The 21739-nt window shown below is 67.2% G+C and carries 24 protein-coding genes; 14 read left to right on the top strand and 10 right to left on the bottom strand.

Features of this window, described 5'->3' with window-relative positions; genetic code table 11:
- Positions 1-2 precede the first annotated feature (2 nt).
- Positions 3-977, top strand: a complete 975-nt coding sequence (locus K7G81_RS10920) for an agmatine deiminase family protein (protein WP_223030830.1) — start codon at positions 3-5, stop codon at positions 975-977.
- A 13-nt stretch (positions 978-990) separates the two neighbouring features.
- Here the strand turns inward: K7G81_RS10920 and K7G81_RS10915 are convergent, their stop codons facing one another.
- Together K7G81_RS10915 and K7G81_RS10910 are read right to left on the bottom strand one after the other, a co-directional pair.
- Positions 991-1320: a hypothetical protein gene (locus K7G81_RS10915; protein ID WP_223030829.1), complete on the bottom strand. Its 330-nt coding sequence runs from the start codon at positions 1318-1320 to the stop codon at positions 991-993.
- Positions 1321-1369: 49 nt separating this feature from the next.
- Complete coding sequence (locus K7G81_RS10910; protein ID WP_223030828.1) at positions 1370-2248, bottom strand: HpcH/HpaI aldolase/citrate lyase family protein; 879 nt, start codon at positions 2246-2248, stop codon at positions 1370-1372.
- Positions 2249-2328: 80 nt separating this feature from the next.
- Between K7G81_RS10910 and K7G81_RS10905 the strand changes: the two genes are divergently transcribed.
- Both K7G81_RS10905 and K7G81_RS10900 read left to right on the top strand, forming a co-directional pair.
- Entirely contained in the window at positions 2329-3513 is a 1185-nt protein-coding gene (locus K7G81_RS10905) for an acyl-CoA dehydrogenase (RefSeq protein ID WP_223030827.1), read from the top strand.
- A complete protein-coding gene (locus K7G81_RS10900; protein ID WP_223030826.1) occupies positions 3513-4688 on the top strand; it encodes a CaiB/BaiF CoA transferase family protein in 1176 nt (391 codons plus the stop codon). The genes K7G81_RS10905 and K7G81_RS10900 overlap by 1 nt, the downstream gene beginning before the upstream one ends.
- 15 nt (positions 4689-4703) lie before the next feature.
- On the opposite strand, the gene K7G81_RS10895 is transcribed toward K7G81_RS10900, so the two are convergent.
- Both K7G81_RS10895 and K7G81_RS10890 read right to left on the bottom strand, forming a co-directional pair.
- Positions 4704-5738, bottom strand: a complete 1035-nt coding sequence (locus K7G81_RS10895) for an aldo/keto reductase (RefSeq protein ID WP_223030825.1) — start codon at positions 5736-5738, stop codon at positions 4704-4706.
- A gap of 91 nt (positions 5739-5829) precedes the next feature.
- Positions 5830-7098, bottom strand: a complete 1269-nt coding sequence (locus K7G81_RS10890; RefSeq protein ID WP_223030824.1) for a glutamate-5-semialdehyde dehydrogenase — start codon at positions 7096-7098, stop codon at positions 5830-5832.
- 77 nt (positions 7099-7175) lie between these two features.
- Here K7G81_RS10890 and K7G81_RS10885 point away from each other — a divergent pair, with 77 nt between their 5' ends.
- Positions 7176-8258, top strand: a complete 1083-nt coding sequence (locus tag K7G81_RS10885; protein WP_223030823.1) for a DUF3667 domain-containing protein — start codon at positions 7176-7178, stop codon at positions 8256-8258.
- Here the strand turns inward: K7G81_RS10885 and K7G81_RS10880 are convergent.
- Complete coding sequence (locus tag K7G81_RS10880; RefSeq protein ID WP_223030822.1) at positions 8147-9793, bottom strand: ABC transporter permease/substrate-binding protein; 1647 nt, start codon at positions 9791-9793, stop codon at positions 8147-8149. The genes K7G81_RS10885 and K7G81_RS10880 overlap by 112 nt on opposite strands.
- Positions 9790-10575, bottom strand: a complete 786-nt coding sequence (locus K7G81_RS10875) for an ATP-binding cassette domain-containing protein (protein WP_223030821.1) — start codon at positions 10573-10575, stop codon at positions 9790-9792. The genes K7G81_RS10880 and K7G81_RS10875 overlap by 4 nt, the downstream gene beginning before the upstream one ends.
- A 56-nt stretch (positions 10576-10631) precedes the next feature.
- On the opposite strand from K7G81_RS10875, the gene K7G81_RS10870 reads away from it, so the two are divergent.
- Positions 10632-11423, top strand: coding sequence for an SDR family oxidoreductase (locus K7G81_RS10870; protein ID WP_369412090.1), 792 nt, complete (start codon positions 10632-10634; stop codon positions 11421-11423).
- Positions 11424-11449: 26 nt separating this feature from the next.
- On the opposite strand, the gene K7G81_RS10865 is transcribed toward K7G81_RS10870, so the two are convergent.
- Positions 11450-11740 carry a 4a-hydroxytetrahydrobiopterin dehydratase gene (locus K7G81_RS10865; RefSeq protein ID WP_223030819.1) on the bottom strand — a complete coding sequence of 97 codons (291 nt, stop codon included), beginning with the start codon at positions 11738-11740 and terminating at the stop codon, positions 11450-11452.
- 47 nt (positions 11741-11787) lie between these two features.
- Between K7G81_RS10865 and K7G81_RS10860 the strand changes: the two genes are divergently transcribed.
- The 8 genes from K7G81_RS10860 (at position 11788) to K7G81_RS10825 (ending at position 18592) form a co-directional block, all read left to right on the top strand.
- Positions 11788-12177, top strand: coding sequence for a metallopeptidase family protein (locus tag K7G81_RS10860; RefSeq protein WP_223030818.1), 390 nt, complete (start codon positions 11788-11790; stop codon positions 12175-12177).
- Complete coding sequence (gene ccmA / locus K7G81_RS10855) at positions 12174-12755, top strand: heme ABC exporter ATP-binding protein CcmA (protein ID WP_369412089.1); 582 nt, start codon at positions 12174-12176, stop codon at positions 12753-12755. The genes K7G81_RS10860 and ccmA overlap by 4 nt, the downstream gene beginning before the upstream one ends.
- Positions 12752-13396, top strand: a complete 645-nt coding sequence (locus tag K7G81_RS10850; protein ID WP_223030816.1) for a heme exporter protein CcmB — start codon at positions 12752-12754, stop codon at positions 13394-13396. The genes ccmA and K7G81_RS10850 overlap by 4 nt, the downstream gene beginning before the upstream one ends.
- 64 nt (positions 13397-13460) lie before the next feature.
- Positions 13461-14648: a glycosyltransferase gene (locus K7G81_RS10845; protein ID WP_223030815.1), complete on the top strand. Its 1188-nt coding sequence runs from the start codon at positions 13461-13463 to the stop codon at positions 14646-14648.
- Complete coding sequence (locus tag K7G81_RS10840; protein ID WP_223030814.1) at positions 14645-15313, top strand: PilZ domain-containing protein; 669 nt, start codon at positions 14645-14647, stop codon at positions 15311-15313. Before K7G81_RS10845 ends, K7G81_RS10840 begins: the two co-directional genes overlap by 4 nt.
- A 379-nt stretch (positions 15314-15692) precedes the next feature.
- Positions 15693-16793: a redox-regulated ATPase YchF gene (gene ychF, locus K7G81_RS10835; RefSeq protein ID WP_223030813.1), complete on the top strand. Its 1101-nt coding sequence runs from the start codon at positions 15693-15695 to the stop codon at positions 16791-16793.
- A gap of 55 nt (positions 16794-16848) precedes the next feature.
- Entirely contained in the window at positions 16849-18138 is a 1290-nt protein-coding gene (locus K7G81_RS10830) for an alkaline phosphatase family protein (RefSeq protein ID WP_223030812.1), read from the top strand.
- Between the two features lie 4 nt (positions 18139-18142).
- Complete coding sequence (locus K7G81_RS10825; protein ID WP_223030811.1) at positions 18143-18592, top strand: MaoC family dehydratase; 450 nt, start codon at positions 18143-18145, stop codon at positions 18590-18592.
- A 21-nt stretch (positions 18593-18613) separates the two neighbouring features.
- Here K7G81_RS10825 and K7G81_RS10820 read toward each other — a convergent pair whose 3' ends face one another.
- Positions 18614-19150, bottom strand: a complete 537-nt coding sequence (locus tag K7G81_RS10820; RefSeq protein ID WP_223030810.1) for a hypothetical protein — start codon at positions 19148-19150, stop codon at positions 18614-18616.
- 200 nt (positions 19151-19350) lie between these two features.
- Here K7G81_RS10820 and K7G81_RS10815 point away from each other — a divergent pair, with 200 nt between their 5' ends.
- Positions 19351-19527: a hypothetical protein gene (locus K7G81_RS10815; protein ID WP_223030809.1), complete on the top strand. Its 177-nt coding sequence runs from the start codon at positions 19351-19353 to the stop codon at positions 19525-19527.
- A 54-nt stretch (positions 19528-19581) separates the two neighbouring features.
- Here K7G81_RS10815 and K7G81_RS10810 read toward each other — a convergent pair whose 3' ends face one another.
- Positions 19582-20424 (bottom strand): cytochrome c1, encoded by an 843-nt coding sequence (locus K7G81_RS10810; RefSeq protein ID WP_223030808.1) that lies wholly within the window; start codon positions 20422-20424, stop codon positions 19582-19584.
- A 15-nt stretch (positions 20425-20439) separates the two neighbouring features.
- On the bottom strand, positions 20440-21738 hold the full coding sequence (locus K7G81_RS10805; RefSeq protein WP_223030807.1) for a cytochrome b: 1299 nt from the start codon (positions 21736-21738) through the stop codon (positions 20440-20442).
- Position 21739 lies beyond the last annotated feature (1 nt).

The following is a 21739-nucleotide window of genomic DNA, read 5'->3' as shown; positions in this document are numbered from 1 at the left end:
CCATGACGAGGCTGATCCAGCCGCCCGAATGGGCACATCACAAGGCGGTCTGGATCGGCTTCCCCAGCCACCCCGAATTATGGGGTGACGATCTCGAACCCGCGCGCGACGAAGTGGTCGCCTTCGCCGCCGCCGTCCATGCCGGCGGCAAGGGCGAGCGCGTGCTGCTGGTCGCCGCCGACGAAGAAGCTGCGGAAGCGGCGCGGAAGCTGGCGCGCTTCGCCGAGATCGTCGTCCAGCCATTCGGCGACATCTGGCTGCGCGACACCGGCGTCATCATGGTCGGCCGCCACAAGGCACGCAATTTCCAGTTCAACGGCTGGGGCGGCAAATACGATCTGCCCGGCGACGACGATATCGGCGAGCGGCTGGCGATCGAGCGCGGGATCGACGTTACCGACTGCGACTGGATTCTGGAAGGCGGCGCGATCGACGGAGACGGCACCGGCCTCGTCGTCACCACCGAGCAATGCCTGCTCAACCGCAATCGCAATTCCTGGTTGAGCCGCGAGGAGATCGAGCGCCGGCTGCACGACGATCTCGGCTTCACCGACGTATTGTGGCTCGGCGACGGTTTGCTCAACGATCATACCGACGGCCATGTCGACAATCTCGCGCGCTTCGTCGGCCCGGCCAGGCTGGCGATCCCCGAGGCGTCCGACAACGATCCCAACTGGATGGTCTATCAGCGCGCCGCCGAGCGCGCCCGCGCCTTCGGGCACGATCTCGATCTGGTTCGCCTGCCCTCGCCGGGCCGCATCATCCATGACGACGATATCGTGCCAGCGAGTTACATGAATTTCTATATCGGCAACGCCGCGGTGGTCGTCCCCCAATATGGCGCACCCAATGACGAAGCGGCGGTCGCGGCGATCGCGGAACTGTTCCCCGGCCGCCAGGCGATCGGCCAGCGCGCCGATCATATCCTGACCGGCGGCGGCAGCTTCCATTGCATCAGTCAGCAGATTCCGGGCTGATCGAGCCGCTCGCTCAATGCCGCAGCGCGGTGGTCATCAGCCAATCGCGCTGCATCGCCTCGAGATCGCGGCGCAGCGGCAAAATCTCGTCGCGGTTGCCGTGGCGGAGCATCGCCTGCAGCCGGTGCAGCGTCACCACCATCGCGCTGCCGCGCGATACGTGCGCGTCGCAGCCGCCGCGTTCACGCAACCCATCGAGCGCGCGATAGAGCATCGCCAGCGTTCCCGGCGGCACGTTGCCGTCTACACGGCCGAGCGCCGCGTCGATCGCCTGATAGATCGCCGAGAACCAGTCCGGCCGGTCCTCGATACCGGCATGAAACAAGCAAGACGATTGGTCCATTTTCGTCCCTTTCAGCCGCATTTCATGAACGAGATTGGCTAATGTCGCGTTAACGCGCCTCCGGACCGCGCAGCGATTGTATCATGGCCAGCACGCGCTCGGCTTCGCGGAGATGAAGCCGCTCGACCATCTTGCCATCGACGCGGATGGCGCCTTTGCCGGCATTGGCGACATCGGCGAACGCGGCGACGATCGTCTCCGCCCGCGCGATTTCGCCGGCGTCGGGCGAAAAGGCCAGGTTGCAGGGATCGACCTGCGCGGGGTGGATCAGCGATTTGCCGTCGGAGCCGAGCGTGCGGCCTTGCGCGCATTCGGCGGCGAAGCGATCGAGATCGGTGAAATCGTTGCTAACCCCGTCGAGCACGACGATGCCCGCCGCGCGCGCCGCCGCGACCGATAAGGCGAGATAGGGCACCAGCCCTGCCCGGTCCGCGGCCGGCTTCGCCCGCAATTCGAGCGCGAGATCGTTGGTGCCGACCACCATCGCCGCCAGCCGGGTGCGCGATGCCATGTCGGCGATCGATTGCAGCTGGCTGATCGCGCGGCAGGTTTCGATCATCACCCACAGTCGCATCGCATTGGGCGCCGTGGCGAGTTCGGCATGGCAGAGCTCGACGTCGCCGGCCGTCGCGACCTTGGGCACCAGCACGGCATCGGCGCCGCAGCGGGCCAGCGCGGCGAGATCGGCAGCACCCCATTCGCTATCGAGCGCATTGGCGCGAACGACGACGGTCGGCGCGCGGAACCCGCCCTGCTTCACGGCCTCGATCGCTGCATCGCGCGCCGCCTCCTTGGCATCGGGAGCGACGGCATCTTCGAGGTCGAGAATCACCGCATCGGCGGCCAGCCCGCGCGCCTTTTCGATCGCGCGGGGATTCGAGGCGGGCAGGAACAGCGCGCTGCGCAGGGGGCGGATCGAGTCGGTCATGTGGGCCTTGTGCCCCAGCCGCCGGGGGTGGACAAATACCCCGGATCGGCGGCATGCGCGCCAGCAAAGGAGAGACTGTGATGGCCGGCATGGCAAGCTTCGACTGGACGGACCCGCTGTTCCTCGACGACCAGTTGAGCGACGACGAACGCATGATTCGCGATACCGCGCGCGCCTATGCGCAAGACAGGCTGGCGCCGCGCGTGATCGAGGCCTTCAACGAGGAAAAGACCGACCCCGCGATCTTCCGTGAGATGGGCGAGCTCGGGCTGCTCGGGCCGACGATCCCGGCGGAATATGGCGGCGTGGGGGCGAGCTATGTCGCTTACGGGCTGGTCGCGCGCGAGGTCGAGCGGATCGATTCGGGCTACCGCTCGATGATGAGCGTGCAATCGAGCCTCGTCATGTATCCGATCCACGCCTACGGCTCCGAGGAGCAGAAGCGGAAATACCTTCCCAAACTGGCGACCGGCGAATGGATCGGCGCGTTCGGGCTGACCGAGCCCGACGCGGGGTCCGATCCCGGCGGCATGAAGACCCGCGCGGTAAAGACCGATGGCGGCTATCGCATTTCGGGCTCGAAGACGTGGATCAGCAATTCGCCGATCGCCGATGTTTTCGTGATCTGGGCGAAATCCGATGAGCATGGCGGCGGCATCCGCGGCTTCATCCTCGAAAAGGGGATGAAGGGGCTCTCCGCGCCCAAGATCGAAGGCAAGCTCTCGCTGCGCGCGTCGATCACCGGCATGGTGATGATGGACGAGGTCGAGGTCGGCGAGGAGGCGCTGCTGCCCGAGGTGCAGGGACTGAAGGGGCCGTTCGGCTGCCTTAACCGCGCGCGCTATGGGATCAGCTGGGGCACGATGGGCGCGGCCGAGTTCTGCTTTCATGCCGCGCGGCAATATGGGCTCGACCGCGAGCAGTTCGGCAAGCCGCTGGCCGCCAACCAGCTCTATCAGAAGAAGCTCGCCGACATGGAGACCGAGATCGCGCTCGGGCTGCAGGCGAGCCTGCGGATCGGGCGCTTGATGGACGAGGGCCGGTTCGCGCCGGAGATGATCTCGATCGTCAAGCGCAACAATTGCGGCAAGGCGCTCGATATCGCCCGCGCGGCGCGCGACATGCACGGCGGCAACGGGATTTCGGCCGAATATCAGGTGATGCGGCATTTGATGAACCTGGAGACGGTCAATACCTATGAGGGCGCGCATGACGTCCACGCGCTGATCCTCGGCCGGGCGATCACGGGGATCGCGGCTTTCTGATGCCCATTCCCCCCTCCCCTGAAAGGGAGAGGCTGAAAAAGGCCACCCCCCTCGCCGGCCTCAAGGTGGTGGAACTCGCCCGCATCCTCGCGGGCCCGTGGGCTGGGCAGACGCTGGCCGATCTCGGCGCCGAGGTGATCAAGGTCGAGAGCCCCGATGGCGACGACACGCGTAAATGGGGGCCGCCGTTCGTCGAGAATGCCGACGGCAGCCATGACGCCGCTTATTTCCATGCCACCAATCGCGGCAAGAAATCGGTGGCGATCGATTTCCGCACTGCCGAGGGACAAGCCGCGGTGCGCGCGCTGATCGCCGACGCCGATGTCGTGATCGAGAATTTCAAGGTCGGCGGGCTCGCCAAATACGGGCTCGATTACGCCAGCCTCGCTGCGATCAACCCGCGCCTCGTCTATTGCTCGATCACCGGCTTCGGGCAGGACGGGCCGTACGCGCGCCGCGCCGGCTACGATTTCATCATCCAGGGCATGTCGGGCATCATGGACCTGACCGGCGACCCGGCGGGCGAGCCGCAGAAGATCGGCGTCGCTTTCGCCGATATCTTCACCGGGCTCTACGCGGTGATCGCGATCCAGGCGGCGCTGGCGATGCGCGAGCGCACGGGGCGCGGTCAGCATATCGACATGGCGCTGCTCGACACGATGACCGGGGTGCTGGGCAACCAGGCGATGAACTATCTCGTCTCGGGCATATCACCCACGCGGCTCGGCAACGCGCATCCCAATATCGCGCCCTATGCCGCGTTTCCGACCAGCGATGGCTGGTTCATCCTCGCAGTCGGCAACGACGCGCAATTCCGCCGCTTCTGCGCGATCGCCGGGCTCGACGACATGGCCGAGCATCCGCGCTTTGCCACCAATCCGGCACGCGTCGCCAATCGCGACGCGCTGACCGCACGCGTGACTGCAGCAACGCAGCGCTTCGCGCGCGACGACTTGCTCTCCCGGCTGGAAGCGGCGGGGGTGCCGGCGGGACCGATCAATACCGTGGCCGAGGCATTCTCCGACCCGCAGGTCGTGCATCGCGGCATGGCGCTCGACATCGCGCGTGAAAGCGGCGGCAACGTGCCGGGCGTTCGCACGCCGATCCGCTTTTCCGACGCCGATCTGTCGCTCGATCGCCCCGCCCCCGCCCTGCCGGGCAAGCGGCGGGACTGATCGAGCCGCGCGCGCTCAGCGCGAGGCGCTGCCGGGGTCCATGCCCTGGCGATATTCGGCCTGGCGCTCGATCATCCAGCCGGGATATTCGCGCGGCAAGGCGCTGACCTCGTCGAGTGTCTGCAGGTCGTCTTCGCTCAGTTCGACATCGACCGAGCCGAGATTGTCCTGCAACTGATCGAGCCGCTTGGCGCCGACGATCACGCTGGTGACATGCGGCCGCGACAACAGCCAGGCGAGCGCGACCTGCGCGACCGACACGCCGTGCGCTGCGGCGATCGGCTCCATCGCATCGAGAACGGCATCGGCGCGCGCCGCATCAACCGGCGGGAAGCTGAAATTGGCGCGACGGCCCTCGGCGCCTTCCTTGCGATACTTGCCCGAGAGCAAGCCGCCGGCGAGCGGGCTCCACACCATCAGGCCGACATTTTCGGACTGCATCATCGGCACGATCTCGCGTTCGAGGTCGCGGCCGGCGATGGTGTAGTAAGCCTGCACCGTCTCGAACCGTGCGAGGTGGTCCCTGGCCGAGATGCCGAGCGCCTTGGCGATCTGCCACGCCGCCCAGTTCGACACGCCGACGTAGCGAACGTGGCCCTGACGGACGAGATCATCGAGCGCGCGCAGCGTCTCCTCGATCGGCGTCACCGGATCCCATCCGTGGATCTGGTAAAGATCGATATGATCGGTGCCGAGCCGCTTCAGGCTGGCCTTGGCCTGATCCATGATGTGGCCGCGCGAGGCGCCGCGATCGTTGACGCCCTCACCCATTGGGCCGAGCACCTTGGTGGCGATGACGACATCCTCGCGCTTGATGCCGAGGTTCTTGAGCGCCTGGCCGGTGATCTCCTCCGACCAGCCCCGCGAATAGACATTGGCGGTATCGAGGAAGTTGATGCCGCCATCGATGGCGGCCTTGACGATCTGATCGGCCTCGTCCTGCTGGACCTGGCCGACCGCCTTGAAGAAGCCCTCGCCGCCGAAGGTCATCGTGCCGAGGCACAATTCGGAGACGAACAGGCCGGTATTGCCGAGTCGGTTGTAGCGCATGGATTTTCCCTGGATCGAACGACCCCCGCCGCTCGCTCCAGAGATGGGGAGGCGGGTGCCCGAGGGCAACCGCACCTTCCCGATTAGACGATTACGGCCGCGCCTGGCCGGTGCCGCGCACGATCCATTTGTAGGTCGTCAGCCCTTCGAGCGCGACGGGGCCGCGCGCGTGGAGGCGGCCGGTGGCAATGCCGATCTCGGCGCCGAGCCCGAATTCGCCGCCGTCGGCGAACTGGGTAGAAGCGTTCCACATGACGATCGCCGAGTCGACCGCCGCAAGGAATTTCTCGGCGACCGCCTCGTCGGCCGCGATGATCGCATCGGTGTGGCCCGACGAATGCGCGGTGATATGCGCCAGCGCGCCATCAACGCCATCGACCATCGCCACCGAAGCGATCGCCTCGAGATATTCGGTGTCCCAATCTTCCGGCGTCGCCGCTTCCAGCGCCGGATCGATCGCCCGCGCCGCCTCGTCACCGCGCAAGTCGCACCCAGCAGCGGCCAGCGCCTTCATGAGGTCGGCGGCTTTCGGATAGGCCTTGTCGATGAGCAGCGTTTCCATCGCACCGCAGATGCCGGTGCGGCGCATCTTGGCATTGACGACCAGTGTTTCCGCCATCTCCGGATCGGCCGAGGCGTGGACGAAGATGTGGTTGATGCCGTCCAAATGCGCGAGCACGGGTACACGCGCCTCGGCCTGAACGCGAGCGACGAGGCTCTTGCCGCCCCGCGGCACGATCATGTCGATCAGCCCGTCGGCCTTGAGCATCGCCCCCACCGCAGCGCGATCGGTGGTCGGCACGAGTTGCACGGCGTCAGCAGGCAGCCCGCCCTTTTCGAGGCCGGCGGCGAGGGCCTTGTGGATCGCGCGGTTGCTCTCGATCGCCTCGGAGCCGCCGCGCAGGATCGCGGCATTGCCCGATTTGACGCACAGCGCCGCAGCGTCGGCGGTGACGTTCGGGCGGCTTTCGTAGATGATGCCGATCACGCCGATCGGAACGCGCACGCGCCGCAGCACCATGCCGTTGGGGCGCTGGGTCTCGTCGATCACGGCGCCGACCGGATCGCGCAGGCCGGCGACCGCTTCGACGGCGTCGGCAACGGCGGCAATGCGCGCTTCGTCGAGCTGGAGGCGATCGAGCATCGCGCTCGACAGGCCCTTGTCGCGGCCTCGCGCCATGTCCCTGGCGTTCGCAGCGATGATCTCGGCGCTGGCGGCGCGCAAAGCATGCGCCGCCTCAATCAGACCGCGCGACTTGGCGCCGGCGGACAGACCGGCGAGCGTTCGCGCCGCGGCGCGGGCGCGCTCGCCCATGGTTGCGATGAGGGTGGTCGGATTGGGTGTTTCAATATCAGCCATGGGTTCCCTTTTAACATGCTTCGCCATCCCAACTCAAAAGCGGATGACTTTATCCGCCAAAGCGATAGCTTTGCGGCATGACTGGGGGATTCGAAGCAGCCGGCGACATCGCCACCGGAGCTTTTATGGGGCGTAGCGTCGAGCCGCGCGCGGGCGAGCATGTCCATGGCGCGGACGGACACGGTGCCTGTCTCAATTGTGGCGCCGCGCTGATCGGCGAGTTCTGCCACGAATGCGGGCAGAACGGGCACGTCCACAAGACGCTCGCCTCGATCGGGCACGACCTGCTTCACGGCGTGTTCCATTTCGAGGGCAAGATCTGGCGGACGCTACCGATGCTCGTCATCCGCCCGGGCGAACTTACGCGGCGCTATATCGCCGGCGAGCGCGCCAAGTTCGTCTCGCCGCTCGCGCTCTATCTGTTCGCGGTGTTCCTGATGTTCGCGGTGATCCACAGCGTCGCTGGCGAATTCGACGGCGAAGGGCTGACCTCTACCAATCGTGCGGCGGCGGTCGAGAAACTCGATACGCAGATCGGCAACGCCAAGAGCGCGCTGGCCAAGGCGCAGGCGGCCCAGACCAGCGCCAAGACCGCGGCCAAGCGCGCCGATGCCGCCGACGACGTCAAGGCGCTGACGATGACCATTTCCGGCCTGGAGACGGCGCGCGAAGGGCTCAAGTCCGACGCCGACGAGAAGGCAGTGACGATCGCCGACATCAAGACCGGCTGGGCGCCGCTCGATCACGGCATCGCCAAGGCGAACGCCAACCCGGGGCTTGCGATCTACAAGCTGCAGATGAGCGCCTACAAATACAGCTGGGTGCTGATCCCGATCTCGGCGCCGCTGGTCGCGCTGCTGTTCCTGTGGCGGCGGCGGTATCATCTTTACGATCACACGATCTTCGTGATCTATTCGCTCGATTTCATGACGTTGCTGGTCACCGTGCTGACGCTGCTCGGCGCCATCGGGGTCGGAAGCGGCGTGATCTCGATCACCGCCATGCTGGTGCCGCCGGTGCATATCTACAAGCAACTGCGCGGCGCTTATCAGCTCCGCCGCTTCTCGGCCTTCTGGCGGATGTGCGTGCTGGTGATATTGGCATTCGTGGCGCTGACGCTGTTCGTGATGCTGCTGCTCGGCCTCGGCCTGATGGGCTGATCGAGCCGGCGCTCGAGCCAGGTCGCCGCCTGGTCGGGCGATTGCTTGTCGACGTCGCGATCGACCAGATAGTTCGCCTGTCGCATCGTCTCGACGGGAATGGCGCCGATCAGCGGCTTCAGCGCCGCTGCCATGCGGGCGTCATCGGCATGGGCGGGCGACAGCATCAGGATCGCATCGTAACCGGGGATCGCTCCCTTGGGATCGCGCAGCACCGCGAGATGCTGCGCGGCGATGCGGCCATCCGAGGAAAAGGCCGAGATCACATCGGCACGGCCGCTGGCCAGCGCGCGATACATGAAGCTGGGGGTGAAACGCTGGGTGTCGGCGAAGCGCAGACCGTAAGCGTCGCGAACCGCGCGCCATTCGGGACGATCGAGAAATTCGAGATCGGAGCCCAGCGTGAGTTGCGGCGCCTGAAGGGCAAGATCGGCGAGGGTGGCGATGTGGCGGCGCTTGGCAACGTCACCGCGCATCGCGAAAGCATAAGCATTCTCGAACCCGAGCGCGCCGAGCACGCGGACGCTGCTGGTGCGCCGCGCCCAATCGGCGACGCCGGCGATGATCTCGGGGCGCGAGGGCGTGTCGTCATGCCCCATCTGGTTGGTCCACAAGGTGCCCGAATAATCGACATAGACATCGATATCGCCGCTCGCGAGCGCCTGGTAGATCACCGCCGAGCCGAGGCCCTCGCGATAGCGGACGTGGTAGCCCGCCGCTTCCAGCCGGTGGCCGATGACGCGAGCGAGAATATATTGCTCGGAGAAATTCTTGGCGCCGATCGTCACCGTGCGGCCCCCGCCGGCGCTCGGCCAGAGCGGGGCGAGCGCGAGGGCGATCCCGGCGAGGAGCAGGCCGGCGCCGGTCCACACCTGCCAGCGGCGGCGCGCCTTGATGCCGCGCTCGATCAGGCCGAGCAGCGCATCGACGATCAGCGCGAGCAGCGCGGCGGCGACGCAGCCGGCGAGCACCAGCGCCCAATTCTGCGTCTGCAGACCGGCAAAGATCAGATCCCCGAGGCTCGGCTGGCCCACGGTGGTGGAAAGCGTCGCCGCGCCGATCGTCCACACCGCAGCGGTGCGGATGCCGGCCATCAGGACGGGCGCAACGAGGGGCGCCTCGACCAGGCGGAGCTTCTGCCAGCTCGTCATACCGACACCGTCGGCCGCCTCGACGATCGCGGGATCGAGGCCGAGCAGGCCGGTGACGGCATTGCGCAGGATCGGCAGCAACGCGTAGAGCGCGAGTGCCAGCAGCGACGGCAGGAAGCCGAGCGCCGGGATACCGCCGCCGACCAGCGCGGAGAGCGACAGCAGCAGCGGATAGAATAGCGCGAGCAGTGCCAGTGACGGGATCGTCTGGACGAGGCTGGCGAAGCCGAGCGATAGGCGCGCGACATGCGCGTTGCGCGCCGACCAGATCGCCAGCGGCAGGCTGATCGCCAGGCCGGCAAGCAGCGCCGAGGCGGCAAGCAGGACGTGGCTCGCCAGCAGATCGGGCACACGCGCCATCGCGGACCAGAACGGGCCGGTCATGCCCGCCCTTCCAACGCGCGCAACCGGTCCGCCTGCGCGCGCGGCACCGCGACCAGCGCATCGGCTTCTTCCCCGCCCTCGCCCGCCAGCAGCGCGCGCGGAGTCGCGTCGGCGACCAACCGGCCAGCCTGCATCACCAGCACGCGATCGGCGAGCAGCAGCGCTTCGGCCATGTCGTGGGTAACCATGATCGTCGTCAGGCCGAGCCTGTCGTGAAGGCGGCGGAAGGCGGCGCCGAGTTGATCGCGCGTGACGGGATCGAGCGCGCCGAACGGCTCATCCATCAGCATCAGCCCCGGCCGCGCCGCCAGCGCGCGCGCAACGCCGACGCGCTGCTGCTGGCCGCCCGACAGCGCATCGGGCATACGGCCTGCGAACTCTCGCGGCAGATCGACGAGATCGAGCAAATCGGCAACGCGATCGGCGGTCTCGCGCTCGCCATCGAGGCGCAGCGCGATCGCGATATTCTCGGCCACCGTCATATGCGGGAACAAGCCGATATTCTGGAACACATAGCCGATCGAGCGGCGCAGCCGGTGCGGCTCGGTGCTGGCCACCGGCTCCCCGGCGATCAGGACACGGCCCTCGCTCGGTTCGACGAGGCGGTTGATCGTCTTGAGCAGCGTCGACTTGCCCGAGCCCGAGCTGCCAACCAGGGCGATGAAGCTGCCCGCGTCGATCTCCGCCGAGACGTGGTCGACCGCCATCGTACCGCCATCATAGCGCTTGGTGACAGCCTCGAACGCGAGGCTCGGGCCGTTGGCGGAAGATGGTGCTGGCATCCGGGCACGATTGTGAGGAAACTACCCGGCAAGGTCAAACGAAGCGGGAGGGTGGCGTGGCGGACGAGCGCAAGGCGATCTTCATTACCGGCGGCGCGTCGGGAATCGGACTGGCAACGGCGAAGCTGTTCGCAAGCCGCGGCTGGACGGTCGGGATCGCCGACGTCAATGCGGCGGCGCTGACGGCGGCCGGGGCCATGGTGCCCGGATCGATCACCTATCGGATGGACGTGCGCGACCGCGAGGCGTGGGCGCAGACGCTCGACGATTTCACCGGCCTGACGCGGCGGCTCGACGTGCTGTTCAACAATGCCGGGATCGGCGTCGGCGGGCCGCTTGCCGAGGCCGATTTCGCCGATCTCGATCGCGTGGTGGCGATCAATTTCGGCGGCGTGCTCAATGGCGCGCGGATCGGCTACGCCTATCTCGCGCGGACGCCGGGCTCATGCCTGCTCAACACCGCCTCGGCCTCGGCGATCTACGGATCGGCCGGGCTCGCCACTTATTCGGCGACCAAGTTCGCGGTGCGCGCGCTGACCGAGGCGCTGGACGGCGAATGGGCGGCGGCGGGGATCAACGTGCGCGATATCGTGCCGGCCTTCATCGAGACCCCGCTACTCGACGGCGGCGTTGCCGGCTCCAACCGCACGATCCGCGACACGGTGACCGACGCCGGGCTCGAACTCACCCCGGTCGAGGCGGTCGCGGAGGCGGCGTGGCGCGCGGTGCATGGGCAGAAGCTGCATACCTATGTCGGCAAGACCGCCGACCGGATGCGCTTCGCGGCGCGGTGGATGCCGGGACAGCTAAGGAAGATGATGCGTCGCGGGGCTGTGGGAAGAGAGTGACGCATCCCCATCGTCCTCAGCCGCCTCTATTCCAGCAACCCCTCGATCGCTTCCGCCATCTCCACGTCGCGACCCGACAGGCCACCGGCATCGTGGGTCGTGAGCGTGATCTCCACGCGGTTCCAGACGTTCGACCATTCGGGATGGTGATCGGCCTTTTCCGCCAACAGTGCGACGCGCGTCATGAAGGCGAAGGCCTCGCTGAAATCGGCGAAGGTGAAGGTGCGCGTGATCGCGTCGCGGCTTTCGTCATAATCCCAGTCGGGCAGGCCATCCAGCGCATCGGCGCGTTCGGCCTCGCTCAATTGTTCGACCATGACGATCCTCCTTGCCGTGCTTTGCCCGCCAGGACTATCACGCAGGCATGACGGGGCAAGCGCCGAGTGCCGGCGATATCGAGGAACTCGCCCGCGCGGCGATGGCGGCGCTGCCCGAAATTTTCCGCGCGCACCTGGGCGACGTCGTGCTGCGCGTCGAGGAATATGCCGACGAGGAGACGCTGGCGGCGCTCGGCATCGATCACCCGCTCGACCTGAGCGGGCTCTATCACGGCCGGCCGGTCGGCGAGAAATCGTCGATGGATTCGGGCGCGCTGCCCGACATGATCACGCTCTATCGCCGCGCGATCCTGGAGGAATGGATCGAGACCGGGGTCGATCTCGATGCGCTGGTAACGCATGTGCTGATCCACGAGGTCGGGCATCATTTCGGCTTGTCGGACGACGACATGCACCGGATCGAACGCGAGCCGTGAGCACGCGGCTGGCTTTCGACGGCGTGACCGGCGTGCGCGGCGGGCGAACGCTGTTCGAGGCGCTGAGCTTCGCGCTCGGCCCGGGCGACGCGGCGCTGGTAACGGGACCGAACGGCGCAGGAAAATCGAGCCTGGTGCGGATTGCCGCGACCCTGCTCGCGCCATTCGCCGGGCGGGTGTCGCGTGCCGGCGACATCGCGCTGCTCGCCGAGGCGCACGCGCTCGATCCCGAACTGCCGTTGGCCCGTGCGCTGGGCTTCTGGGCGGCGCTCGACGAGCGGCGGGGCTCGGTTGGCCCGGCCCTCGCCGTTCTGCGGCTCGACCATCTTGCCGACGTGCCGGTGCGGATGCTCTCGACCGGGCAAAGGCGACGCGCGGCGATGGCTCGGGTGGTGGCGAGCGGCGCGCAACTGTGGCTGCTCGACGAGCCGGCCAACGGGCTCGACGCGGTTGCCGTCGGCACGCTCGAGGCGCTGATCGCCGATCATCGTAAGCAGGGCGGCATCGCGCTGGTGGCGACGCACCTGCCGGTGCATCTGCCCGGCGCCGTGCCGATCGCGCTGGGAGATGCGGCGTGAGCGGGCTTGCCGCGCTGGTCTGGCGCGATCTGCGGCGCGCCTGGGCGGGCGGCGGCGCGGCGCTGCCGGTCGCCTTCTTCCTGCTGGCGACGATCCTGTTTCCGTTCGCAATCGGGCCCGACGCGGCGCTGCTGGCGCGGATCGGCGGCGGGGTGATCTGGGCGGCGGCGCTGCTCGCGGCGTTGCTGCCGGTCGAACGGCTCGTCGCGCCCGATCTGGAAGCAGGCGTGCTCGACCAGTTTGCGGTGCGTGGCGCCAGCATGGCGGCGGTGGCGGCGGCCAAGATCGCGGCGCATTGGCTCGCCTTCGCGCCGCCGCTGATGCTGGCGGCGGTGATCGCGGCCGGGTTGCTCGACCTGCCGGCCGAAACGCTCGGCATGGTCGAGCTCGGCCTGCTGATCGGGACGCCGGGGCTCGCCGCGCTGGCGGTGGCGACGTCGGCGCTCGTCGCCGGACTGCGCGGGGCAAGCGCGCTTGCCGGGCTGGTGATGCTGCCGCTCGCGGTGCCGCTGCTGATCTTCGGCGCGGGCTCGCTGGCGGGCGGGCCGGCGGCGCTCAAGCTGCTTGCGGCGGTAAGCCTGGTGCTCGTTGCCGGCGCCCCCTTCATCGCCGGCGCCGCGATCCGCGCGGGGAATAGCTGAAACGCGATAAAAAGGTGCTTTTCCTAAACACCTCTTAACCCTCCGCGCCTAGCGTGATGGTGCGATGCTGCGCGTGCTCACTCTCTCGACGCTGTTCCCCGACGCGTCCCGGCCGAATTTCGGCATTTTCGTCGAGCGCCAGACGTGCGAGCTCGCCGGCCGGCCGGGCATCGATCTCAAGGTGATCGCGCCGATCGGGCTGCCACCGGGGCCGCTCGCCCGGATGGGGCATTATCAGCCGCTCGCTGCGCTGCCGATGCGCGAGACATGGCGCGGGCTCGACGTTCGCCGGCCGCGCTTCGCGACGATACCCGGCACCGGCGGGCGCTTCCACGTCACCGGCCTGTTTCGGGCGCTGGTGCCGCTGCTCGACCAGTTGCGCGACGACTTCCCGTTCGACGTGATCGACGCCGAGTTCTTCTTTCCCGATGGGCCGGCGGCGGTGGCGCTCGGCGCGCGTTACGGCGTGCCCGTTTCGATCAAGGCGCGGGGCGCCGACATCCACCACTGGGGGCACGGGCCGACCGCGCCGCAGGTCCGCCGCGCCGGGCGGATGGCTGATGGAATGCTCGCGGTATCCGCGGCAATGAAAGACGACATGGCGGCACTGGGTCTGCCCGCCGAGCGCATCCGCGTGCATCACACCGGGGTCGATCTCGATCGCTTCCGGCCGAGCCCTGGCCATGGCGCCAACGCGTCTTTGAACGTCGCCGGACCGCTGATTGTCTCGGTCGGGGCGCTGATCCCGCGCAAGGGACACGATATCGTCATCGACGCGATCAAGGCGCTGCCGCAGGCAACGCTGCTGATCGCCGGCGAGGGGCCGGAGCGCGCGGCGCTGGAGGCCCGGATAGCGGCCGCAGGCCTTGCCGAGCGCGTCAGGTTGCTCGGCGCCATCGCACATGATGCGTTGCCGGCGCTGCTGGCGGCGGCCGACGTGATGGCGCTCGCCTCGTCGTCCGAAGGGCTCGCCAACGCCTGGGTCGAGGCGCTCGCCTGCGGCACGCCGATCGTCATCACCGACGCCGGCGGCGCGCGCGAGGTGGTGACCTCCGCCGGCGCCGGCCGCATCGTGGCCCGCGAGCCCGCCGCGTTCGCTGCCGCGATCGACGACCTGCTTCGCTCCCCGCCACCGCGCGACGAGGTGCGCAAGGCCGCGGCAGGCTTCACCTGGCCGGCCAATGCCGCGGCGCTCCACGCTCATCTTTCCGGGCTGGTCGATGCCGCGCCCCAGCAGCGGCGGCGGGCATGACCGGCGCGTTGTTCGCCGATCGGCCATATGGCCCGCCCGCCGAGGGCGGCGATCACGCGCCGCGCGCACCGCGCACCAACCTGCTGCTGTCGGCGTCGATCGAAACCACTGCCGGCGAAGCACCGGTGCGGGTGCGCAACCTTTCCGAGGGCGGCGCGATGATCGAGGGCGCCGGGCTCCCGGCGCCGGGCGAGCGGCTGCTGCTGCGGCGCGCCATGCTGACGATCGCGGGAACCTGCGCGTGGCGCGACGGCAATCGCTGCGGGGTGCGATTCGATCGCTCGATCTCCGTCCAACAATGGGCGTCGAGCGTGCGCGCGGCGGCGAGCGTCGGCCAGCAACGCGTCGACGCGATCCAGGCGACGCTCCGCGCGGGCGACGCAGCGCCGGCCGCCGATCGGCTGGTAACCCCCGGCAAGGCCGTCGTCATCAACAATGTCGCCGACGAAGTCGCCGCAGCGGCGCGGCTGATCCGCGCGCTGTCCGACCGACTGGCCGACGACATGGCAGTGATCGCCGCGCATGGCGACGCGCTCCAGCAGCTCGATCCGCTCGCCCAGACGCTCGACCACCTCGCGCGCATCCTCAACGCGGCCGACCCCGCGCCAGTGATCGAGGCGATCGGCATGGACGACCTGCGGGCAAGACTGACCCGCCGCCCCTAGGGCCTGGCGAGAATCGTCGAAGTGGAGAAAGTGGAGAGCGTGGCAGGGTTTTGCCGCCTTCCGCGCCGGCGAAGCGCCGTATCGTAAAGACGAAGCGCGGCATCGGCGACACCCGCGCGGCATCCGCGCGCCGGTGACGCGACACCAAGGCGACGGGTGAGCGACCGGTTCGCGGCAGGCGCGCGCCAGGATCGCGCCGGTCGCGCATCGCCGGCGCGGCGGCGGCAAGCGAGCGGGGAATGCGATTGGCGTCCATCGGGAAGGATAAACCAGATGAAATCCAACATTGAAAGGGGCGGCTAGGGTCAGACCCTAGCCTAGCGGCCGGTTTCCGCCTATCTGGACGACCATTCTCCCTCCAGACAGGTGCACTTTCCTCATGGGTTTTCGCTGCGGCATCGTCGGGTTGCCCAATGTCGGCAAATCGACGCTCTTCAACGCACTGACCGAAACCGCCGCGGCGCAGGCGGCCAATTATCCGTTCTGCACGATCGAACCCAATGTCGGGAACGTCGCGGTGCCCGATCCGCGACTCACCAAGCTCGCGGAGATCGCGCATTCGGCCAAGGTGATCGAAACGCAATTGGGCTTCGTCGACATCGCCGGGCTGGTGCGCGGCGCGAGCAAGGGCGAAGGGCTCGGCAACCAGTTTCTCGGCAATATCCGCGAGGTCGACGCGATCGTCCACGTGCTGCGCTGTTTCGAGAATGACGACATCCAGCATGTCGACAACAAGGTCGATCCGATCGCCGATGCCGAGACGGTCGAAACCGAGCTGATGCTCGCCGATCTCGAAAGCCTGGAAAAGCGCGTACCCAATTTCGCCAAGAAAGCGGCACAGGGCGACAAGGAAGCCAAGATCGCCGCCAGCGTGCTGGGCCAGGCGCTCGACCTGCTGCGCGAGGGCAAGCCGGCGCGGCTGACCGAACCGAAGGACGAGGAAGAAGCGCGGGTATTCGGCCAGGCGCAACTGCTGACCGCCAAGCCGGTGCTCTACGTCTGCAACGTCAACGAGGAAGATGCCGCGAACGGCAACGATTATTCGGCGCGCGTGTTCGACAAGGCCAAGGCCGAAGGCGCCGAGGCGGTGGTCGTTTCCGCCGCGATCGAGGCGGAGATCGCGACGATGGAGCCCGAAGACCGCAAGGAATTTCTCGCCGATCTGGGGCTGGAGGAAACCGGGCTCGCCCGCGTGATCCGCGCCGGCTACAAATTGCTCCACCTGCTGACCTTCTTCACCGTCGGCCCGAAGGAGGCACGCGCCTGGACCGTCGAGGCCGGCGCCAAGGCGCCCCAGGCGGCCGGCGTGATCCATACCGATTTCGAACGCGGCTTCATCCGTGCCGAGACGATCGCTTATGACGATTATGTCGCGCTGGGCGGCGAGAGCGGGGCGCGCGAAGCGGGCAAGCTGCGCCAGGAAGGCAAGGACTATATCGTCCATGATGGCGACGTGATGCTGTTCCGCTTCAACGTCTGACGGTCTTGCTCTCGTCATCGGCGCCCGGCATCAGGCGCGCGAAGGAGCTTTGCGCATGACTCGATTCCGTTCGCTCGCCCTGGCGGTTTGCGCGGGCCTGGCCCTGGCCGGGTGCGCGGTCAGCAATACGACGGCCGCCCCGCCGGCACGGACCGCCGCCGATATCGCACAGAAGCCGCCGGTGACGATCCTCGTCTCGATCGACGGGTTTCGCGCGGACTATCTCGATCGCGGTGTCACGCCCCGGCTCAACGCCCTTGCCGCGACGGGGGTCTCGGCGGCGATGGAGCCGAGTTTTCCGTCCAAGACCTTCCCCAATCACTGGGCGATGGTGACCGGCGACTACCCCGATCATTCAGGCATCACCGCGAACAAGATGGAGGATCCCGAGCGGCCGGGCGAGACCTTCACCATGGCGACGGACGACCCGTTCTGGTGGAACACCGCCGCGCCGATCTGGGTCGATGCCGAGAAGGCGGGCATCCGCACCGCGACAATGTTCTGGCCGGGCGCCAACGTCGCCTGGGGCGGCACCGAGGCGAGCGCGTGGCCGCACGACATCACCGGCGGCACCCGGCCCGAGGACTGGCAGCAATTCAACCAGGCAGTGACGGGCGAACAGCGGGTCAATGCGGTGCTCGACTGGCTGCGGCGGCCGGCGGCGATCCGGCCCCGGTTCGTCACGCTCTATTTCGACACCGTCGATACCACCGGGCATGAATATGGGCCGGACGACGCGCGGACGACGCAGGCGGTTGCCGATGTCGATCGCAAGATCGGAATGCTGGTCGATGGACTAAAGCAGCTCGACCAGCCGGCCAATCTCGTCATCGTCGCCGATCATGGCATGGCGCCGATCAGCAGCGACCGCGTCGTCGCGCTCGATCAGATCGCGCCGGCGGCGGACTATCGAGTGATCGAAAGCGGCCCCTATGCCAGCCTGGAACCGACGCCGGGGCACGAGGCCGATGTGGCGCGGCTGATCCCCGGCAAGCACGGCCACGCGACCTGCTGGCGCAAGCAGGATATCCCGGCGCGCTTCCATTACGGCACCAACCGCCGCATCCCGCCCTATTTCTGCCTCGCCGACGTCGATTGGCAGGTGTTGCCGAGCAAGCCCGACAAACCCTCGACGGGCGGCAACCACGGCTATGACAATCTGGCGCCCGAGATGCAGGCGCTGTTCGTCGCGAACGGGCCGGCGTTCGCGGCCGGCAAGACGCTCGCCCCGTTCATCAACGTCGATATCGAACCGCTGCTGCGCGATCTGATCGGGCTACCGCCCAAGAGCGGGATCGACGGCACCGACGCGCCGTTCGGCAGCGTCATGCGGAAGGCTGGATAACGCGATGCAATATTTCGAGGATATCGAGGTCGGGCGGAAGGCACGCTTCGGCCATTACGAGGTGACGCGCGAGGAAGTGGTCGCCTTTGCCGAGCGATACGATCCGCAGCCGTTCCACCTTTCCGACGAGGCGGCGGCGCAGACCCATTTCGGCCGCCTGTCGGCCAGCGGCTGGCACACCTGCGCGATGACGATGGCGATGGTGGTCGAGAATCTGAAGGCGCATGGGCAGGCCGGGCTCGGCTCGCCGGGGATCGACGAGCTGCGCTGGCTCAAGCCTGTCTATCCGGGCGACACGCTGACCTGCGAAACCGAGGTGATCGACAAGCGCGCGTCGCGTAGCCGCCCCGAAATGGGCAGCTACCGCAGCCGCATGACCGTGCTTAACCAGCATGGCGAGCCGGTGATGACCTTCGTTTCGATCGGGCTGATCCGGACGCGGCCGGCCGATTGAGGCCAGCCGCGGCGGCGGCGATCAATGGCGGCGGTGATGACCGCCCCACGAATGGCGGCCGGAATCGCCGTCACCGCCCCGGTGACCGCGGGAATCGCCATCCGAACGGTGCCCGCCGGAATGATGTCCTCCGTCGTGACTGCCGCCCCAATGGCCGCCGCCGTTCCAATGGCCGCTACCATTTGAGCCGCCGTGCGGCGCCGGGTGATGCGGAAAGCGATCCCAATTGCCGTTGTCCGGACGCTGGCCGCGCCAGTTGTGCCCGCGATTCTGCCAATAGCGGCGCTGCGCATCGTTCCAGCGATGGCGGTTGTGGTTGCGATCGTATACATAAACGCCGGTGCCGGGATAATAATAATTGCCATACCATCCGTAATAGGACGGATCGTAATAGAGGCCGCCATCATCCCAATAGCCGCCATTGTAATCGTAATAATCGCCGTAATAGCCGCCGTAGCCTCCATAGCCGCCACCATAATAACCATCGGTGGCACAGGCGCTGACACCGAGGCCAGCAGCGACGACGAGACCGGCCAGCATGAGCCGTGACTTCAACATTATTTCATCTCCCAAGATGAGAGGAATGGATGAGGACGTTATTACACAGGCGTAGTGACTGCAGCCTGAACCGCCGAACAAAAAAGAAACGTGCAGCAATTCGAGTCGGTTCCGGCCGGGAAGTGCTGGAACGGCGCGCGGCGACGACCTATCCCCCGCCTTCCCGCTCGACACGAAATCGCTTTGACAAGGATCGCTTCATGCTCGCCGTCGGATGCCTGGTGCCTTTCATCCTGCTGGTCGGCGGCGCCATCCTTGGCGCGCAGCTCGGCGGGACGGCGGGCTCGATATGGGGCAGCGTGATCGGCCTGGTGGCCGGTCTCGCGGTGCCGGCTGTCATGTTCGGTGCGCTGCTATCGGCGCGCAAGAAGGACTGAAGATCAAGGGCGCCCGACCAGCAGATCGGACGCCCCTTGCCCTGTCAGGCAGGCTCAATGCTCGAGGTCGCGCCAAACGTTCTGGTAGGCGCCCCAGGCAAGGAAGCAGAAGATCACCAGGAAGATCACCGTCGCGAAACCGGCGACATGGCGCGATTCGAGCTTCGGTTCGGCGGCCCAGACGAGGAAGGCCGAAACGTCCTCGGCCATCTGATCGACGGTCGGCCTGGTGCCGTCCTGATACTGAACCTGCCCCTCGGTGGTGAGCTGCTGCGCCATCGCGATGTTGAGGCTGGGGAAATAGGGATTGTAGTGGAGCCCCGGCAGCGGCAGCGAATCGGGAAAGTTCTTCTTGAGCGCGACCGGGATCGGCTCGTAGCCGGTCAGGATCGAATAGATGTACGGCGCGCCGCCCTCGCGTGCCTTGGCCATCAGCGACAGATCGGGCGGCAGCGCGTTGTTGTTAGCAGCGCGCGCGGCGATATCGTTGGCGAACGGCGGCGGGATGTGATCCGACGGCAGGTTCTTGCGCGTCGCCGGCTCACCGGTATCGGGATTGGTGGTCGGCTGCTCGACCGCCCATTGATCGGCGATCGCCTTGATCTGGGCATCGTCGTAACCGATGCCCTTCAGATCGCGGAACGCCACCAGCTTGAGCGAATGGCAGTTCGAGCAGACTTCCTTGAACACCTGGAAGCCGCGCTGGAGCTGCTGCTGGTCGAACTTGCCGAATGGCCCGTCGGAGGCGAGATGCAGCGCCTTGGGCTCCTTGTGGAAGAGATCGGCGGCGGTCGGCTTCGGCGGATCGCTGATCACGCCGCTGATGCTGCCCCAAAGAGCAGCGAGCAGCGAGAGGACGAACAGCGCGCCGACGGCGTTGGCGATGGTGCGGACCATGTGTCTGTTGCCCCCTTATTCGGCCGGAACCGGATCGCCCGCGCCATGCGGCGCACGGTCATGCGCCTTGGCGAGCACCGCCTCGGTGATCGAATTGGGCAGCGGGCGCGGGCGCTCGCTGCGCGAGATGATCGGCAGGATGATCAGGAAGTGCGCGAAATAATACGCCGCCGCGAACTGGCCGACGATGATGTAGCCCGGCGTCGCCGGCGAGCCGCCGCACCAGCCGAGCACCAGAATGTCGAGCAGCCAGATGAAGAAGAACATCCGGTAGGTCGGCCGGTAGCGCGCCGAGCGGACCGGCGAACTGTCGATCCACGGCAGGAAGAACAGGAGCAGGATCGACGAGAACATCGCCATCACCCCCCACAGCTTCGCCGGGATCCACAGGAAATTCGCCGTGAACGCGCGCAGGATCGCGTAGAACGGCCAGAAATACCATTCGGGCACGATCTCGGCAGGCGTCGAGAGCGGGTTGGCCGGGATGTAGTTGTCGGCATGGCCGAGATAATTGGGTGCGAAGAACAGGATCACCGCGAACACCAGCAGGAACACGCCGAGCCCGAAGCCGTCCTTGGCCGTGTAATAGGGGTGGAACGGCACGGTATCCTGCTCGCCCTTCACGTCGACGCCGGTCGGGTTGTTCGAGCCCGGAATGTGCAGCGCCCAGATGTGCAGGATGATGACTGCGGCGATGACGAACGGCAGCAGATAGTGCAGCGAGAAGAACCGGTTCAGCGAGGCGTCACCCGGCGCATAGCCGCCGAGCAGCCAGATGCGGATGTTCTCGCCGACCACGGGAATCGCCGAGAAGAAGCCGGTGATGACCTGAGCGCCCCAGAAGCTCATCTGCCCCCAGGGCAACACGTAGCCCATGAAGGCGGTGGCCATCATCAGCAGGAAGATGACGACGCCGAGCAGCCACACCATCTCCCGCGGGGCCTTGTACGAGCCGTAATAGAGGCCGCGGAAGATGTGGATGTAGACGACGATGAAGAACATGCTGGCGCCGGTCGCGTGCGCATAGCGCAGGAACCAGCCGGCGTTGACGTCGCGCATGATATGCTCGACCGAATCGAACGCGACGCCGGCATTGGCGGCATAGTGCATCGCCAACACGACCCCGGTGATGATCTGGATCGCCAGCGCGGCACCGGCGAGGACGCCGAAATTCCACCAGTAATTGAGGTTGCGCGGCACCGGATAGCCGCCGCCGACCGAATTGTAGACGAGCCGCGGCAACGGCAGCTTCTCGTCGATCCAGCGCATGAGCGGGTGCTTCGGCTGGTATTGCTGTGCCCAGGGAAAGCTCATG

It is taken from the genome of Hephaestia mangrovi, from assembly GCF_019880555.1.
GTDB classification, from domain to species: domain Bacteria; phylum Pseudomonadota; class Alphaproteobacteria; order Sphingomonadales; family Sphingomonadaceae; genus Sphingomonas; species Sphingomonas mangrovi.
The sequence above is the reverse complement of the archived record's forward strand: the minus strand, read 5'-3'. Positions and strand labels throughout refer to the sequence as shown.